The organism is Paenibacillus silvae, assembly GCF_014639235.1.
Lineage (GTDB): Bacteria > Bacillota > Bacilli > Paenibacillales > Paenibacillaceae > Paenibacillus > Paenibacillus silvae.
In genome coordinates, this window is record NZ_BMFU01000001.1 from 1,149,875 (window position 1) to 1,166,657 (window position 16,783).

The following is a 16,783-nucleotide window of genomic DNA, read 5'->3' on the forward strand; positions in this document are numbered from 1 at the left end:
ATCACTCAACTGATGCAACTTGTAACATCATGAACACCACCCACCCCAAGGAGGAACATATTATGAACACTGCTTACGCTCTGAAAAACGTGCATCTGATCCACGGCGACGCCAGCCGTAATCCGCAGCCCAACATGACGATTCTCATCAACGAACAAGGACTTATCGAGAACATTGCTCAAGATCAGGAGCTGAATATCCCTAGTCACTACACAACAATCGACCTTACCGGAAAATATGTGATGCCCGGGCTGATTAATGCACATGTGCATCTGTTTGCCGATGGCAAACCGCTCACCCTCTCCGTCAGTGAAGGATTGCTGGATTTTGCTTATCATCGGATTTTGAATACCCGATTCGGTCGAAATGTTTTGAAGAAACGCATGAAACGTAACGCACTTACCGCACTCCACGCGGGTGTAACAACCATGCGCAGTGTCGGGGAATTCTTTTATACCGATGTGCAACTGCGGGATGAGATTAACCGTGGGGAGTGGGTCGGTCCGAATCTGCTTGTTTCGGGATTTTTCCTGAGTGTGACGGGTGGACATGGTGCTCCTTACTTGGCGCTGGTGGGTGACTCGCCTTGGGAGATGCGTAAGAATGTAAGGATTAATGTGAAGAATGGTGTGGACTGGATCAAAATCTGTGTGACGGGCGGCGTAACGGATGCCAAGATGGTTGGGGAAGCTGGACGTCTGCAGATGACGGTTGACGAGGTCGCGGCGGTCTGCGATGAAGCGCATAAGATTGGAATGAAGGTTGCCGCTCATGTGGAGAGCACGGAAGGTGTGCGCGTTGCGCTTCAAGGGGGCGTGGATACGATTGAGCATGGGGCTGAGATGGATGACGAGATTATTCATTTGTACAAAAATAACCCGAAAGCCCTTCATGGTTACACCGCATTAATCCCTACGCTGCAAGCCGCTTATCCATCCGCTTCGCTCGATCCAAGTGTGACCAAGTTAAGTGCCACAGTCAAAGAAAATTCCAGACTCGTCTACGACTCCATGCTGAAAGGGGTGAAACAGGCCATCGACAACGGCATCACTATTGGAATCGGAAACGATGCGGCCATGTCCTACGTGACCCACTACGATATGTGGAGAGAGTTGGATCATTATATGCGACAAACGAATCTGACTAATAAAGATGTCATCGACATGGTCACTCGCAACAATGCTAAAATTCTCGGGATCGACGACGTGACAGGTACGTTGGATATCGGCAAACAGGCGGACTTGATTGTACTGGATCACAATCCGCTAGAACAGATCGAAGCTTTATCCAACATGTCGATGGTTATGGTCAAAGGCAATCTGATCCAGAACCCATCCGTCACACACATTAAAGAGGTAGATGAGGTTCTTAACGCGGTGTGGTGAGATCAATTAAGTAGATTTTTTTTCTTTACAGCAAAACATATACTCTCACTGAACTAGCAATAACATAAATCTTCACCTCAACGGTTTTGCACCGATTCAATGATATCAAGACATATCTATAAAATTGTATTATGTTACAATTATCCATATAAAGAGGAGATTTAAAATATTATTTTCAAGAAAGGAAAATGATATGCCACTAGTTGTACGAGGAGTACCTGAACTCATTATTTTTCTAATTATAATGGCCGCCAACTATCTAATCATGTATCTTGTTGTTAGCTCTGTACTTAATAATTCAGGTTTAAAATCAAAAATTGATCATTTACAAAATGAAGTTTTGGATTTAAAAAAAATTTTAAATGAAAACAAATATAACAAACCTAATGATACTAACAAAATTGATTAAAATACAAATACTAGAGTTGTTAAGTTATTACTTAATCACCCATAGCAAAATCCCCCAAAGTACTTCAACCATTATACATGTGGATGGAGTATTTTGAGGGAAACTATGCCTAAGTCCGGTATTGATATTTTATAATTAAAAATTCATGTCGTTACTTACTATCAATTGTAAATGTAACATCCCGCTTCATCCCATAGATCAAGCACAACGAATCACCAGGTTCCCCTTAACCCGTCCCCGATTTTTTCTTGATTCGGATCAATGCACTGCGTGTGAGTTATGAACATGGACAGGGCTTTTTTGCTCAAAAGTGCTCCCCCACACCATCTCCAAGTTTGTCCTGTAATCCAGACGTTCATCCAAACGAGCAAGCACACTTCGCCTTTATTCAGGGGTACATCTGCAAGCACTTTGGGCTGAAACACACCACACGGCGGGCCTAGTCGGTCATAGAAGCGAGCGAATGCGAATGTTCCCCAAGCGCACCCATTCTAACGATTTCAGGAGACGCTATTTGCCCCTTTTTAAGCAGTTTGAAAATCTAACGATTCGTAGTAACGCTATTTTGCAGAAATCCGGCATTTTTTGGGCCTTGACACCCGTTTGAGCATAAATAGCGTTTCTCAGATTCGTTAGAATTTAATTACACCGAAAATAGGCAGAATAAGCTCTCTCAGAATCGTTAACGTTTGGAGCACATCTCAATACTAAATACCCGAGAGCAGCAGAACTCTCCATACCAGAAACTGGCCCTACATCCCCAACTCTTGAGGCAGATTCCCACGAAATTGCCTACGGTACCCAAACATACTAATAGGTCCCCCATTACTTGTTTTCATACATTCGATCTGCTCCGCATAGTCTGCGCCATCTATTGGTTCCACATGTTTGCCCCTTCTATTGCTTCCTTGGTGTTCTGCACCTTCTATTGCTCCGTATGTTCCACACCCTCTATTGGTTCCTTATGCTCTGCGCCTCCTGTTGTTCCCTCATGTCCTGCGCCCTCTATCGGCCCCGCATGTTCTGCACCTTCTATTTCTCCGCATATTCCGCACCTTCTATTGCTCTCTCGTGTTCCACCACTTTTGTACGATCTTTTGACAGGCTCCGCGCTGCCGGTTCCACCCAACTTTACCCGCCTGCCCCTTGATATTTGTTCACACTTCGCATCCACAAGCGATAACCCAACCAATATACCAATGGGCCAACGACGGGTACGATCCACATCGTCCAAGAGGACAACAATGGAGTTTCCTTGGTTAGCAAGAATGCAGCAGGGTAGAAATTGATAAAGGCAAACGGAAGAATAAACGTCAGCAGCACTTGAATAAGTGTACCGAAAACAGGTAACGGATAGGAGATGAATTCTTTAAATTTGAAAAACAGATTGAACAGGAAATTGGTCCTTACCCAAACAAAAGATACAGCCCCGATGGCCGACATAAAACCAGCCTGAATCATAGCACCTCCTATAACACAGAGCACAAGGTACACGATTTGCATACCCGATAAACTGATGTTCAGCTTGATCAAAGCCCACGCCAGCACGGAGCCCGAGATCAACACATGTGCCAGATAAGCCAGGTTGAATCCTCTGCACACCAGATAAAGATACGGATTCACCGGTCTGATCAGAATGGCATCAAAGGTTCCATTTTTCACCTGGTTTTCGAGATCACGCATCTGCACAAACGAGAAGGAGGCACCGATCGCATAGGTGAACAAGCCGAGGCTGTATAGCAATGCAATTTCAGGCCAGGACCAGCCGGCAAGCGTATCGAACTTTTTCAGAAACAGCCATATGATAATATAATCTCCGCTGTAACTGATGATCTGGGCGAGCATAGCTAGCAGGAAATCCCCGCGATACTCCATTCGTTCTTTGGTTAACAAAAAGACCAGTTTCCCGAAAAGTTTCAGTGTCATCTAGATCAGCCTTTCTACAGCTACTTTAACCACCTTGAACCACCAAGCGATGAATGGCCCGATTCCATAACCAGCATACCAGCAACGTCAGCCCCGCACTCCATGCCAGCCCCGTAAGAAGTAAACTTCCGATCTCCTCCATCGAAATGGCCCCTAGATAGACAGCTGCAGGAAGATAGCCCAGGTAGAGGAACGGAAGCATTTTGGTTACCGTTACCCATGATTCCGGGAAAAACCATAAAGGTAAAAATGCCCCGGAGAAAATGGTAATAAGTCCACCCATCATCCAGCTCAGTGCAAAGTGATTCATAAGCCAGAAAGCCAGCAGGGAAATCAGATACCCCAGCAGGAACGAAATGGCCAAAGCAAGCACCAGGGATAAGATAAACAACAGAAAATGAGTTACCGAAGCAGGAGGGAGAAAACCAAAGAAGATCCAGGCAATAATTAACGAAGGAAGAGAAGTAAATACCAGCTGATATAACGAATTTCCTAGACCATCTGCTAATAGATGAAAGGGATAAGACATCGGTTTGATCAGTTCGGAAGCGATAGAACCTGTCTTGAGGCTGTTATCCACTTTGGCACTGATGCCCGTAAGCAGCAATGCAGCCAGAAGTGTATTAATAATGCTGTATGTAATCATCTGTTCCAGACCTACGCCTTCAACTTCCCCGTCCCCCAGAACGGCTCTCCAGATTTCTGTCAGAATCAGAATCGCCACAACGTTCCCTAACAATCTCAACCACACTTCAGAACGATAGGAGAGCTGATTCGAAAAGGTTTTCACTCCGAACATAATATACGTTTTCAATGTTCATCCCCTCCCTCACATGCCGTTCGCCAGTTCATCTTCTTCCAGTTTCCGATAGAGATTGCGAATGACGGAATCAATATCCACGCCTTCAATGGTGGCATCCTCAATGTCATGTTCACTTGCAATCTGATTTACGCAATCAAACACGGTTCTATCTTTTTTTTCAAACAAATATGTTTTTCTTAATCCTTCATCATGAGTGAGCTTCATCTCGGGAATATCAATCAAGCCAGGCTCTTCACGAAAATAAATAATGACCTGACGCTGATCCCCAAGTGTGGTCCGCAGCTGTTCAACAGAACCGTCATAGACCATGTTGCCTTTGTTTACGACAATCATACGATGGCAGATCTCCTCAATATCCTTCATATCGTGTGTCGTCAGAATGATAGAAACCTTCTTCTCCTGGTTGATCATTCTCAGAAACTCTCTGATTTGTTCTTTGGCCATAACATCCAGACCGATGGTCGGCTCGTCTAGAAATAAAATTTTGGGATCATGCAGCAGCGCCATCGCGATCTCCACTCGCATCCTCTGCCCCAGGCTTAATTGTCGTACCGGCCTGTTAATGAAAGAGGATAACGATAAAAGCTCGGTATAATACTTCAAATTGTTCTGAAAAACGGTGTCCGAGAGCTTATATATGTATTTATGCAGATCAAATGAATCACGGACAGGCAGATCCCACCACAACTGGCTCCGTTGTCCAAACACAACCCCGATGTGTTGAGAATTACGCTGTCTGGCTTCATGTGGGACCACGCCCATAACTCTCAATTCACCCGACGTAGGCACAAGAATACCTGTCATCATTTTGATCATGGTGGACTTGCCTGCACCGTTAGGCCCCAGATACCCGACCGCCTCCCCCTCCTTGATCGAAAAGGTGAGATTGCGTACGGCGACTTCCTCGGTATATTGTCTGGTTACCAGACTTCGCAAAGAGCCTACGAATCCCGGAAATCGTTTGTACTGGCGATACACCTTGGTGATACCGCTTACATCAATAATGCTCATAAATCACACCTCATCCACGTCATTTATGAAACACAAGCTACCAGGTTACATATTTAACCATTGTTTTTAACATATTACCTTTTTGTAAACCAAAAATGTACCCTGCTAATTATACTATTTTTCATATCTTAATTAGATATTTGCCAATAGCACATGATATTGGATTATAACAGACTGCATCAAACAGAATACGATCAATCGTTCAAACCCTTACCATCCAGAATGGATGGTATATACTTCTCAATACGTGAGATCCTGGTTTTGGACTGTTTCGGCTGTAAAAATAATACAGATACGCCCGCTGACGTCCGACTTGTACATTATCCGTTTGCTGAACCAATAGACCGTGAGTGTCCTTGAGCAAAGCACCTTTAATAAACAGAACCGCACGCAAGAGTCATGAAAATCTCAGCATCCGAGGAACCTATTTACAATACCCTGCCATCCGAAGAAGAACTAATAAAGCTCTTACATACACACCACGAGAAAAATGATCCTCGAAGCCATTTTTATGTTAGAACTCATGTGATCCCGGAAGTGAATTGGTTAAATGTTATTAGCAAGGTTACCCTATCATTATGTATTTCTTTGCTGGTATCGTTAGTCTTTTTTTATAGCTCCAGGCCGTTCATTCCAGCGTATGCTTTAATGAGTGTTCCATTGGTTTTCGTAGCAAACATGTTCTTCATCGCTCTGATTCGAGCTAAAGCCGTTCTAGTCTGGATTATCCGAATTTATCAACGATTCGCGCCTTTGAAAATCCGGGACAAATGCCCGTTTTGAGCCCAGCTGTTCGATGTATATGATTCAAAAAGTATGGAGCGGTCAAGGGCCTTTCACTTGGTGTTCAGCGTCTTCGAAGATGTAATATCACAGGCGGGGGATATGATTATCCTTAGCAAAGTGTAAATTTGTAGAAACCTATACAATAATCATGCGATCTATCAAAAGTACTACAAAACAATAAAAGGCTATTCCTATAGGTCATTTGGGCGACGGGGAATGGCCTTTTGGTATTTCAAAAATTCTAACGATCTCAGGAGACGCTATTCACCCCGTTTTGGGCAGTTTTAAAATCTAACGATCCGTACGGACCTTATTTTGACGAATTCAGGCATTTTTCAGGCTTCGGAGCCCATTTTAGCTGAAATAGCGTTCCTCAGGATCGTTAGAATTTTATCACACGATAAATCCGGCAAATAAGCTCTCTGGGGATCGTTAGCGTGCGGAGTATCTATCAGTCATTCAACCCTTTTCCCTCCATAATAGGTTGCATGCACTTTTCAATGCGGGATGTTTTGGTCTTGGATTGTTTTGGCTGGGAAAAGTGGTACAGGTACGCACGCTGGCGGCCAGGGGTTAGTGCTTCAAATGCTGTCTGAAATGCAGGGTTGGCATCGAATTGCTGCTGAAGTTCCTCGGGAACAGCGAATTGTTCTACTTCCTTTTTTTCCACTTTCAGACCCGCTTGTTCGACTTCGATCGCTTCACGAATATAGGCTTTCAGGATTTCTTCCTGTTCGATAATCTGCTCCAGGTTAGTGAAACGAATCTGGCGGCCTCCCTGTACATTATTCGTTTGCTGAATCAGGATACCATGCGGGTCTTTCAGCAGAGAACCCTTAAGAAACATGATGGCACAGTACTCCTTAAAGCCATGAATCAGCACTACGTTTTTCCCGTTCAGCGTGTAGCATGGATGCATCCATTTGTAATCTTCGGTCAGATCACAATCCAGAATGATCTTTCTCAGTTTCACGGATTCATCCTTCCACGTTTTGATTTTGCTTAAATATGCATCTACTTTGGGATTGGTATTCTGCGTCGTCATAGGATTCTTCCTCTCAACCAATTGAGTTGTGTTTTATTCAATCAAGTCTAATTTATCTCATTTTGCGCTGACTACCTTTTATCTTATTTCACCTTTATTTATCGGTTTGTTTGTACTGATTTTCAAGAGAGTATACAGCGCCACTTCAGAACCACTTATCCAACATGTATTAGCTTATCGCCTTCAATTTAAACCTAAATGGATAACCCAGTCAGTCCATCCAGAGAAATAGAGTATAACAAGCGCAGCCGTCTATTATCTTATACAAAAAAAGAACCTATAAATAGTCTATAGGCTCTATATTGCGGTAGTTTGTTATTGAATTTTGTTTTAATACTAACCTGTCGTTCCCCTAGTCATTAGCATTAGTATTAGTATTAGCATTTGCCTTTGTATTTGTACTGTATTCGCATATCCCTGCCTATGATCGATTCCACACATTTAATTTAACTCTCCATGTCTTTTTAGAAGACTTCTAAGTGTAATGCGCTATATGTCTCATTCTATACATGAGTAGGTGCAAGGTAAGTTCATCAATTTCCCAGATTGCCCTTCAACCGATCCAGCTGTAAAAAGTGATGCTTGTAGTGCATGTCGATTAACACAAACCATTCCTCAGCGTTAAGCGCGCCAAACCTTGGGTGAGATATTTTCCTGCTTGTGGACACGGACACTTCGTCAAGAACTGACGCTGCACGCCTCATCTGCTGCACCACCTGTTGCAGTCCCTCCACCAATTGCTGCTTGCTTTCAGGTGGCTGCGGTGTATATTGCGGAGAAGCGGGTACTTTAACACGGATTGGAGGAAATTGCCCCGCCTCGAACAACGTTCTGCCAAGCTCTGTTTTTTCCGCATCAGCATGTACCGTGTTCTCGTTATTAGCGAGGCAATGCTCACTATTACGCAAATGCATAAACAGCGCGGATTGAATCAGATGCATATACATCTGTCCAATCGACCACTCTTCTTCATTTTCCTTTTGAAGCAAATCCTCCATATCCAATGTATTCAATTCTCCTACATATTTCTTTACGGACGTCTCAAAAGACTGCAGCACTTCACTCGTAATTCTCATCGTTCAAACAGCTCCTCTTCATTCTGAATAGCTCCAGTATATAGAGGGGCTCCTGACAAGAGTATGTCAGTAGTGTTTCAGGATGTTGCTTGCGAATTCTCGCATACGATTCCGTAGAAACTCCGGCTTGATTACCTCGATATCTCCACCTAGTCCTAATAAATGATGCAGTATTTCTTCGGGATGGCGGACACGAAAATGGAAATGAATCCCCTCCCCTTGCTCATGGACCGCATCTATATAAAAATGAAGTAACTCTCTAATCTTGTCAGCCACTTCGACTTTTGCACGAATGAGCACATGCTCATCCCGATCATCCCGGGGCTGATAACGGTTCAGATCAAAATCCGGGGGCAACAGAAATGCATCCTCCAGCACAACAAGCTCGGACATGCGGGACAAACGGAAATGACGAAGGTCCTGCCGCAGATCACATTTGGCGACCAGCATCCAATGCTCCCGCACAAGGCTAAGTCCATATGGAGAGACGACACGCTGCGTTGAGCGTTTACCATCCGTTTCAGGCAAATTTTTCATATAGGTAAAGCTGATTTTACGTTGTTCCAGAATTGCATGACGTATGTCGTGAAGATACGTTTTAACGTGGGTTGCAGTGTCCGGCTCGGCAGGATAAAGCACACGCATCGTTTCTTGAACACGCGCTGACGCTTTACGCACATTTTCAGGTAAAATGGCTTCAATTTTGCGATGTGCAGACTTGGCTTGAATACCATAGGCAGCATCCCATCTCTGCTCGATAAATCGGGCTCCCATAAGCAAGGACACTGCTTCCTCTGCTGTAAAACTGACCGGAGGAAGAAAATATCCTTCCATCAGTGAATATCCGTGACCAGGGGCTCCTGCGATGGGAACACCAGCCTCGCTTAATGCCTGGATATCCCGATATATCGTGCGTACACTCGTCTCGAATCGAGAAGCCAGATCCTCTGCCCTGATCAGCTTCGTTCGCTGTAATTCAAGTGTAATTGCGAGCTGCCGCTCCGTTTTGTTCATGTTTCAGGCCCCCACTGTTTCAACATCCATCGTTAACCCATTTTATCATAAGACTCGTTCTTTAGTTTGGTGTATGAACTATAAGTCATACTGTACTTAAAATGATTGGGTTTCTGCTTAAATCAGCCTGTACTTCCTCATAATTTTTTATTACCCCAATATATTGATTAGAGTGAATTTATGATAAAGGATGTGAAATAAAGTGGCTTTCATTGAAAGATACGTAATCAATGATACCGGTGCTATAACTTTTACAGGAAATACGCTGGGGCTAAGTCGATCCAATACCGTTGGCGTTCCGGGTACGGTGGACAGTATTGGCGCTTATATTATCACGGATACCAGCATACAATTTGGCTCTTATCCCCCTGGAACAACTAATCTTTTTCAAAACAATAGCTCCGCTGCCATTCTGAATTTGCCTGCAGGCAGCACCGTTCTCTATGCCGAGTTAATCTGGGGCGGAACGTATATTGATAATCAGGAGGACAATTCGGCGTTTATTAACAAAGATGTCATTCTAACAACGCCTGTCGGTGTAACCACCGTCTCTCCCGATCCAGCCACAGCTAGAGAAGTTTTACTATCAACGGCATCTGGATTTCCACGAACCTTCGCTTACGTAAGATCATCCGACGTTACCGATTTGATTCGGGCCGGAGGTGCGGGTACATATGTCACAGGTGGTGTTGTAGGGACACTGTCTATACCGGACCCTAATTCCAATCATGCGGGTTGGACTCTTGGCGTTATTTATCGTAATTCCTCTCTTCCCCTGCGTAATCTATCAATTCGAGTAGGAGCCGAGGTTATTCTTGCCACATTAGGTCCTGTTACTACATCGATCGAGGGCTTTGCGACCCCCTTTTCTGGTCCCTTGGCAGGCAGAGCCTTACTCGGAGCACAAGAGGGAGATGCAAGAATAACAGGAGATCAAGCCCTGTTTGGTCCTACGGTGTCAAATCTCACGGCGTTATCCGGTCCTAACAATTTTGCAACCAATTTCTTCGCTTCCCAGATCAACGGAGACACCGGGGCACTCGACACCACGGGCACCTTTGGCAATCGGAATCAGATTAACGGTACACCGGGTACAGATATCGTTGGTGGACGTCAAGGCTGGGATATTACAAACGTAGATGTGAGCAGCACATTAAGAAATACTCAGACTTCAGCTTTATTGCGTCTGACCACATCGGGTGACGGTTATTTGGTTGATTCCTTTGCGCTGCAAATCGATATTAATACACCTGTGATCACCGCTACGAAAACAGCAAGTGAAGAGGACGCCATTGTTGGAGACATTATTACGTATTCAGTTCTTGTAGAGAACACTTCCGCTTCGAATGCTACGGACATAGTTGTGTTCGACAATGTTCCAGGGGGAAGCTCGTTTATCCCTGACAGTGTGACAATTAACGGTGTCTCGCAGCCAGGAACGGAGCCTATAACCGGAATTTTTGTCGGCCCACTTCCGGCAGGCACCTCGGTTGTTGTTACATTTCAGGTACAGGTAACCTCATTGCCTACGCCGCCTCGTCTGTTTGACCAGGCGAAAGTAGGTTATACAGCACCTACCGTTCTGGATGGCCCAATCATCTCCAATGAGGCTCCATCTAACGCAGTAACGATTCCTGTCTTTCAACCTGACATCACGATTGTGAAAAGCGCAGATACAGCCAATGCACTCGTTGGCAGTACAGTGACATATACACTAGTCGTAACAAATGTTGGAAATATTGATGCATTCAGCACAGTAATAGACCCGATTCCGGAAGGCTCCAGCTTTGTACCGGGCAGTGTTACAGTTAACGGGACCGTGCAGCCTGCGGCTGATCCCGTTTCTGGGATTGACATTGGAAATGTAGCTATTGGTGATACAGTCACCATCACATTCCAGGTACTGGTGGCTGGGCTGTTTCGAGGATTCGACCTAACGAATCAGGGTACGGTCAACTATACTTCCCAACTGCCTGATGGGCGGGTGATCACAGACACATCCGTATCCAATATCGTAACGGTGACGGTATCCACTCCACTGGTCAGTGTTACCAAAACAGCCAATGTCATTGATGCTGTGGTCGGAGATACCCTGACATACACCGTTGTTATCACTAATTCAGACACTGTTCCGATTGACAACGTTGTATTTGCGGATGCCATTCCAGCCGGATCGGTATTTATTCCCGGCAGTGTAACCATTGATGGAATCGTTCAGCCGACAACAGATCCGGCCGCAGGAGTTAGTCTTGGGACCATTGATCCTGGTGTATCTGTCACCGTCACATTCAGCACTGACGTTATTACCTTACCCGAGCCCCCCGAGCTGGCTGATCAGGCACAGGTTACTTTTACGAGTGGACCATTCCAGCAGGCATCCTTCTCTGATCCTTTGGTGATCCCTGTATATCAGCCGATCATTACAACAACCAAAACCTCTGATCCGACCTTTTCAACTGTGGGTCAGACGGTGACGTACCAATTCAATTTCACAAATTCCGGCAACATTGCAGCAGACTCAACACTGACGGATGTAATACCGCCTGATGCCGCGTTTGTGCCGGGGACCGTGATATCCAATGGCATTCCATTGCCTGCAGCTGACCCTAATGTTGGCATTCCGTTAGGAACGCTGGCTCCGGAGGAATCCCTGTTCGTTACGTTTCAGATCATCGTAAATACACTGCCTGCCAATCAGCAGTTAACCAATCAGGCAGTAACGGATTATACATTTAGTCCACCGGATGGCCGGGTCATTCCGGGAAGCTCCCCCTCCAATGAGATCATCCTTCCGATATCTGCCCCGGACCCGATTGTAACCAAAAGCGCAGATGTCATTGATGCTGTGGACGGAGATGTGATCACTTACACCATCATTATCGATAATATTGAAAGCTTCACGGTCAATGACGTTATATTTGCCGACTCGATCTCAGCCGGCTCCGTGCTTGTGCCAGATAGTGTAACCTTGAACGGGACAGTCATTCCGGGAGCAGACCCTTCCACTGGCATTAATATCGGGAGCATTCCCGGCAATAGTCAGGTTGTTGTGACCTTCCAGGTCAGTGTTACCGATCTGCCCGTGCCTCTGCCCAATCCTTTTAACTTGACAGACCAAGCGAGCATCCATTTTATTGTCGGAACAACCGCTGTAGAGAACTTGTCCAATATCGTAACCATCCCCGTGTATAGTCCAATAATTACTATCGATAAATCCGCTTACGAATCCATTGCGATTGTGGGAGATACGATTACTTACTCTTTACTTATCACCAATACGGGGAATCTGAATGCAGATGTCATATTGTTCGACCCGCTTCCGCCGGGAGAGACATTTGTGCAAAACAGTGTGTTCATTAACGGTAATCGTTGGAGCGGAACCAGTCCCTTGACAGGCATTATTCTAGGCACGATTTCTCGTGAATTTCCTGTAAATGTAACATTCCAGGCTGCAGTCACTTCACTTCCTGATTCTCCTGTACTGAACAATCAAACCAGAGCTGACTATGTTGCCCTCCTGCCGAACGGTCGCATTCTCAGTGACAGTATATTATCCAATATCGTCTCCATCCCGGTTACGGCTGATGATATTATATCTGTTGTGAAATCAACGCCTACTGAGCGTGTTCAGATTGGGGAAACCGTTACCTATACGATGTTGATCCAAAATAATGTAGCAACGCCAATTACCGATGTTGTGCTTACGGACCCGATTCCAGCCAGTACCACATTTGTTCTGGGAAGTGTTACTATAGATGGCACGGTTATCCCCGATGCCGATCCCGCTGCAGGCATAGCGATCAGTTCAATCATGCAAAATGACTCAGCAACCGTCACTTTTCAAGTTATCGTTAATGAACTTGTTCTTAATGAGCCTGTGCCTGTCCTTGTAACCAACCAGGCCCAAGTTCAATTTACCACAGGAAATTTCACAGATACCGTGGTGTCCAATGCAGTGACAACACCTGTAGATATCCCGGTCATCACGATTGTCAAAGCGGCAAGCTCTCAGAATGTACAGTTTGGAGATACGGTTCAGTATCTGTTTACCGTCAGTAATTCAGGGCAGATTCCAGCTCAGGTGACCTTGTTCGATACACTGTCTTCCAATACGGCTTTTGTAGAGGGCAGTGTCGAATCCAATGGCAGCCGTTTGCCTTCAGCAAACCCGGTTACTGGCATTCCTTTGGGAACGATTGCTCCGGGGCAGCAAATTGAAGTAGCCCTCTCGGTGACCCTTACCTCCATACCTCCGAATCTGGAGATTATAAATCAAGCGACCGTAAGCTTTACTTTCCTTACTGCAGATGGAAGAACACTCACTGACAACTCACAATCGAATCCCGTCATCCTTTATGTAAACAGCCCTAATGTATCCATTAACAAAACAACGAACAGGCCGGATGCCTTACCTGGTGATGTCATTACCTATACCATACTTATACGCAATAATAATCAATCTCTTATAAGTTCCGTTGTATTAACTGATCCAATTCCCCCGGGGACAGCCCTGGTAACGGGCAGTGTTGTCGTTAACGGAGTAGCAGCACCGTCAGGAAGCCCTGCGAATGGAATCAATCTCGGCATTATTCCACCCGGGGGCACTGCTACCGTGTCCTTCCAAGTCAGCGTGAACACCAACACGACGCTTTCACCGATTACCAATCAGGCAAACCTTCGCTATATGTTGGGACAGACGGTTTTTACGATCCAATCCAATCCTGTCAACGTACTGGTGACTTCCCATTCAACAACACAGATTACGCTTCAAAAAACGGCGGACAAAACTTCGGTTGTTGTGGGCGATGCCATCACATATCAGGCCGCTGTTACCAATACAGGAAACACAATCGTTCAGGTTACGATCACCGATCCGATTCCAATTGGAACTCGTTTTGTTGAAGGAAGTGTACGATTGAATGGACAGCTGCTTGCTGGTGCCAATCCGGCAGCAGGCATCTTCATCGCATCCCTTCAGCCTGGGAGGGTAGCTTATGTGACGTTCCAGGCCATCGTGATCAATCAGCCTGTGAGCGGTAATATCATTAATCAAATTACAGCTGTATTTCAGGCCCAAGGCCAGACCACAACAGGGTCACTGCAATCCAATACAGTGGTTATATCCAGCCGATTGCCTCAGCTTACGATTGTCAAAAGTGCCAACAAATCGGAAGCCGAGGTCAATACTCACCTGCGTTACAAAATTCTCATTCAGAACGAAAGTTCATTACCTGCAACAGAGGTTACTTTGAGGGATATCATTCAAGCAGAGTCTGTTTTTATTGCCGGAAGTGTGGTGGTAAACGGGCAACTCAAGCCGGATGCGGATATTACCAAAGGGCTGTCACTGGAAACCATTCCACCAAAAGGAACTGTTGACGTTCAATTTAATGTGTGGGTTAATCGTATACCTGAGAACTACAGGCTGGTAAATCAGGCTTCACTGCATTTCTATATTGCTCTGCCCGATGGTAGCCTCCTGCCTTCATTTCTGTCCTCCAATAAAACGGATGTGGAAATTACAGAGCAGGAAGAATAGGGTCTTGAAGGCAAAATGCTGCTTTAGTCTTTCCCTTACACTCTACTTTTCACTGACATTCAATCTAACCGAATCGGCCGCTGATATAATCCTGTGTACGCGGATCGGCAGGTTCGGCGAACATGCTCTTGGTCGCCGAGTATTCCACAACTTCGCCGTTCAGGAAAAAAACGGTCTGCTGGGAAACACGCGCTGCCTGCTGCATGTTGTGCGTAACCATCACAATGGTATAACGCTCCTTCAGTTCATGCGTCAGCTCTTCAATTTTGAAGGTGGAGACCGGATCAAGCGAAGCCGTCGCTTCATCCATTAGCAGAATATCCGGTTCCACCGCCAAAGCGCGAGCGATGCAAAGTCGCTGCTGCTGTCCCCCCGACAGACTGAGTGCCGAGCGCTTCAGGTTGTCTTTGACCTCGTCCCAGAGAGCGGCGGAGCGCAGACTGCGTTCCACGATCTCATCCAGCTTTTTTTTGCCATGAATCCCGTGCTGTCTTGGTCCGAATGCTATGTTGTCGTAGATTGATTTCGGGAAAGGATTGGGCGACTGAAAAACCATACCGATCTTCTTGCGCAATGTCTCCACATGAACGTCACCGCTATATATATCCGTTCCACCGACAGCCACTGTCCCTTCGATGCGTGTTCCGGGTATCCGGTCATTCATACGATTTAGCGTACGCAGCAAGGTGGATTTGCCACAGCCGGATGGACCGATAAATGCGGTTATAGCCCGTTCCGGGATATCAATAGAAACCTGCTTCAGCGCCTGAAAGGTGCCGTAAAACAAATTCAGTTTGTTGATTTCGATAATGGATTGCACGAGGTGTCCTCCTGACCATGAATTAGAATGTACTCCCTTGAGTCTCAGACTTTATTTTTGCGAGAATTGAACCACAGCGGCACACGGAACAAAATGTTGATCAGCAGCACGACAAAGATCAGCACCGCCGTAGATTTCTGAGCAATCTGCTCCGCATCCGGCACAATGGCCTCGGACTGGATATACCATAGATGCACAGCCAGCGTTCCGCCTGGCGATAACAGATTGAAATCCCACATCTCGCCGGATGTCGATACGCCAGCAGTCAGGATAATCACAGCACTTTCACCAAAAGCACGGCCCGCGGTCAGACAGATGCCTGTCATGATACCGTTCAGAGCGACAGGCAAAATGACCTTGCGAATCGTCTGCAGATGCGTTGCTCCCAGTGCAAACGAGCCGTTTCGAAGCTCGGTCGGCACAGCGCGGACCGCTTCCTCCGTTACCCGGGTCAACACGGGCAGGTTCAGAAAAGCAAGGCTGACCGCAGCTCCGAGAATCGTCAGACCAATCTCGAAATACTCCACAAACAGCGCAATTCCGAACAAACCGAAAATAATGGATGGAACGGACGACAGCCCTTCTACACAGATCCGTACAATCTCGATGAGTTTATGGTTAGGCGCAAATTCAGCCAGATAGATTCCGGCTGCAAGACCGATCGGTATGGAGATCAGAAGAGACAGAAACAGCACATAGAACGAGTTGAACAGTGCCGGGCCTATACCTCCGCCTTCCTCAATCTCACTCGGTACACCGTACAGGAAATCCCAGCTGAGCATCGGCAGGCCTTTTTGCAGCAGCAGGAACAAAAGTCCAACAATAAATAGAATGACAAGGATACCGATACCCCATACTGCGCCGGTGAACAGCCGATCCATCCATGCAGCAGATGCTCTTCGTTTGCCAAAGGAATACGCTGGAGCTAGAGACGCCTCTTTCTTCATGC

12 protein-coding genes and 1 pseudogene are annotated in these 16,783 nt (G+C 45.9%); 3 read left to right on the plus strand and 10 right to left on the minus strand.

Translation table 11 applies throughout. The features are described from left to right. The first annotated feature begins 62 nt into the window (after nt 1–62). A complete protein-coding gene (locus tag IEW26_RS05190) occupies nt 63–1,385 on the plus strand; it encodes an amidohydrolase family protein (protein ID WP_188591512.1) in 1,323 nt (440 codons plus the stop codon). Nucleotides 1,386–1,578: 193 nt separating this feature from the next. Beyond that, the gene (locus IEW26_RS30260; protein ID WP_229729660.1) at nt 1,579–1,794 is read left to right on the plus strand and encodes a hypothetical protein; all 216 of its coding nucleotides are present in this window, start codon (nt 1,579–1,581) and stop codon (nt 1,792–1,794) included. 925 nt (nt 1,795–2,719) lie between these two features. On the opposite strand, the gene IEW26_RS05195 is transcribed toward IEW26_RS30260, so the two are convergent. The 8 genes and pseudogenes from IEW26_RS05195 to IEW26_RS05230 form a co-directional block, all read right to left on the minus strand. Beyond that, on the minus strand, nt 2,720–2,923 hold the full coding sequence (locus tag IEW26_RS05195; protein ID WP_188591513.1) for a hypothetical protein: 204 nt from the start codon (nt 2,921–2,923) through the stop codon (nt 2,720–2,722). Nucleotides 2,924–2,925: 2 nt separating this feature from the next. Beyond that, the gene (locus IEW26_RS05200) at nt 2,926–3,720 is read right to left on the minus strand and encodes an ABC transporter permease (protein WP_188591514.1); all 795 of its coding nucleotides are present in this window, start codon (nt 3,718–3,720) and stop codon (nt 2,926–2,928) included. Between the two features lie 25 nt (nt 3,721–3,745). After that, on the minus strand, nt 3,746–4,534 hold the full coding sequence (locus tag IEW26_RS05205; protein WP_145406189.1) for an ABC transporter permease: 789 nt from the start codon (nt 4,532–4,534) through the stop codon (nt 3,746–3,748). Between the two features lie 15 nt (nt 4,535–4,549). Continuing rightward, nucleotides 4,550–5,554, minus strand: a complete 1,005-nt coding sequence (locus IEW26_RS05210; RefSeq protein WP_111270736.1) for an ABC transporter ATP-binding protein — start codon at nt 5,552–5,554, stop codon at nt 4,550–4,552. A 194-nt stretch (nt 5,555–5,748) separates the two neighbouring features. Beyond that, a pseudogene (locus IEW26_RS30265) lies at nt 5,749–5,942 on the minus strand (YdeI/OmpD-associated family protein); the annotation flags it as partial. A gap of 849 nt (nt 5,943–6,791) precedes the next feature. Then, complete coding sequence (locus IEW26_RS05220; protein WP_188591515.1) at nt 6,792–7,385, minus strand: YdeI/OmpD-associated family protein; 594 nt, start codon at nt 7,383–7,385, stop codon at nt 6,792–6,794. Nucleotides 7,386–7,918: 533 nt separating this feature from the next. Beyond that, nucleotides 7,919–8,461 (minus strand): DinB family protein, encoded by a 543-nt coding sequence (locus IEW26_RS05225; RefSeq protein ID WP_188591516.1) that lies wholly within the window; start codon nt 8,459–8,461, stop codon nt 7,919–7,921. Between the two features lie 66 nt (nt 8,462–8,527). Continuing rightward, complete coding sequence (locus tag IEW26_RS05230; RefSeq protein ID WP_188591517.1) at nt 8,528–9,475, minus strand: helix-turn-helix transcriptional regulator; 948 nt, start codon at nt 9,473–9,475, stop codon at nt 8,528–8,530. 202 nt (nt 9,476–9,677) lie between these two features. On the opposite strand from IEW26_RS05230, the gene IEW26_RS05235 reads away from it, so the two are divergent. Beyond that, nucleotides 9,678–15,014, plus strand: coding sequence for a beta strand repeat-containing protein (locus IEW26_RS05235; RefSeq protein WP_188591518.1), 5,337 nt, complete (start codon nt 9,678–9,680; stop codon nt 15,012–15,014). Between the two features lie 64 nt (nt 15,015–15,078). On the opposite strand, the gene pstB is transcribed toward IEW26_RS05235, so the two are convergent. After that, nucleotides 15,079–15,834 carry a phosphate ABC transporter ATP-binding protein PstB gene (gene pstB / locus IEW26_RS05240; RefSeq protein WP_188591519.1) on the minus strand — a complete coding sequence of 252 codons (756 nt, stop codon included), beginning with the start codon at nt 15,832–15,834 and terminating at the stop codon, nt 15,079–15,081. Nucleotides 15,835–15,878: 44 nt separating this feature from the next. Beyond that, nucleotides 15,879–16,781 (minus strand): phosphate ABC transporter permease PstA, encoded by a 903-nt coding sequence (gene pstA / locus IEW26_RS05245; RefSeq protein WP_188591693.1) that lies wholly within the window; start codon nt 16,779–16,781, stop codon nt 15,879–15,881. Nucleotides 16,782–16,783 lie beyond the last annotated feature (2 nt).

Excerpts from the sequence above, each read along its gene's own strand:
- IEW26_RS30260 (WP_229729660.1), top strand. The coding sequence starts at position 1,579 with ATGCCACTAGTTGTACGAGGAGTACCTGAACTCATTATTTTTCTAATT.
- pstA (WP_188591693.1), bottom strand. The coding sequence starts at position 16,781 with ATGAAGAAAGAGGCGTCTCTAGCTCCAGCGTATTCCTTTGGCAAACGA.
- IEW26_RS05200 (WP_188591514.1), bottom strand. The coding sequence starts at position 3,720 with ATGACACTGAAACTTTTCGGGAAACTGGTCTTTTTGTTAACCAAAGAA.
- IEW26_RS05220 (WP_188591515.1), bottom strand. The coding sequence starts at position 7,385 with ATGACGACGCAGAATACCAATCCCAAAGTAGATGCATATTTAAGCAAA.
- IEW26_RS05230 (WP_188591517.1), bottom strand. The coding sequence starts at position 9,475 with ATGAACAAAACGGAGCGGCAGCTCGCAATTACACTTGAATTACAGCGA.
- IEW26_RS05210 (WP_111270736.1), bottom strand. The coding sequence starts at position 5,554 with ATGAGCATTATTGATGTAAGCGGTATCACCAAGGTGTATCGCCAGTAC.
- IEW26_RS05190 (WP_188591512.1), top strand. The coding sequence starts at position 63 with ATGAACACTGCTTACGCTCTGAAAAACGTGCATCTGATCCACGGCGAC.
- IEW26_RS05225 (WP_188591516.1), bottom strand. The coding sequence starts at position 8,461 with ATGAGAATTACGAGTGAAGTGCTGCAGTCTTTTGAGACGTCCGTAAAG.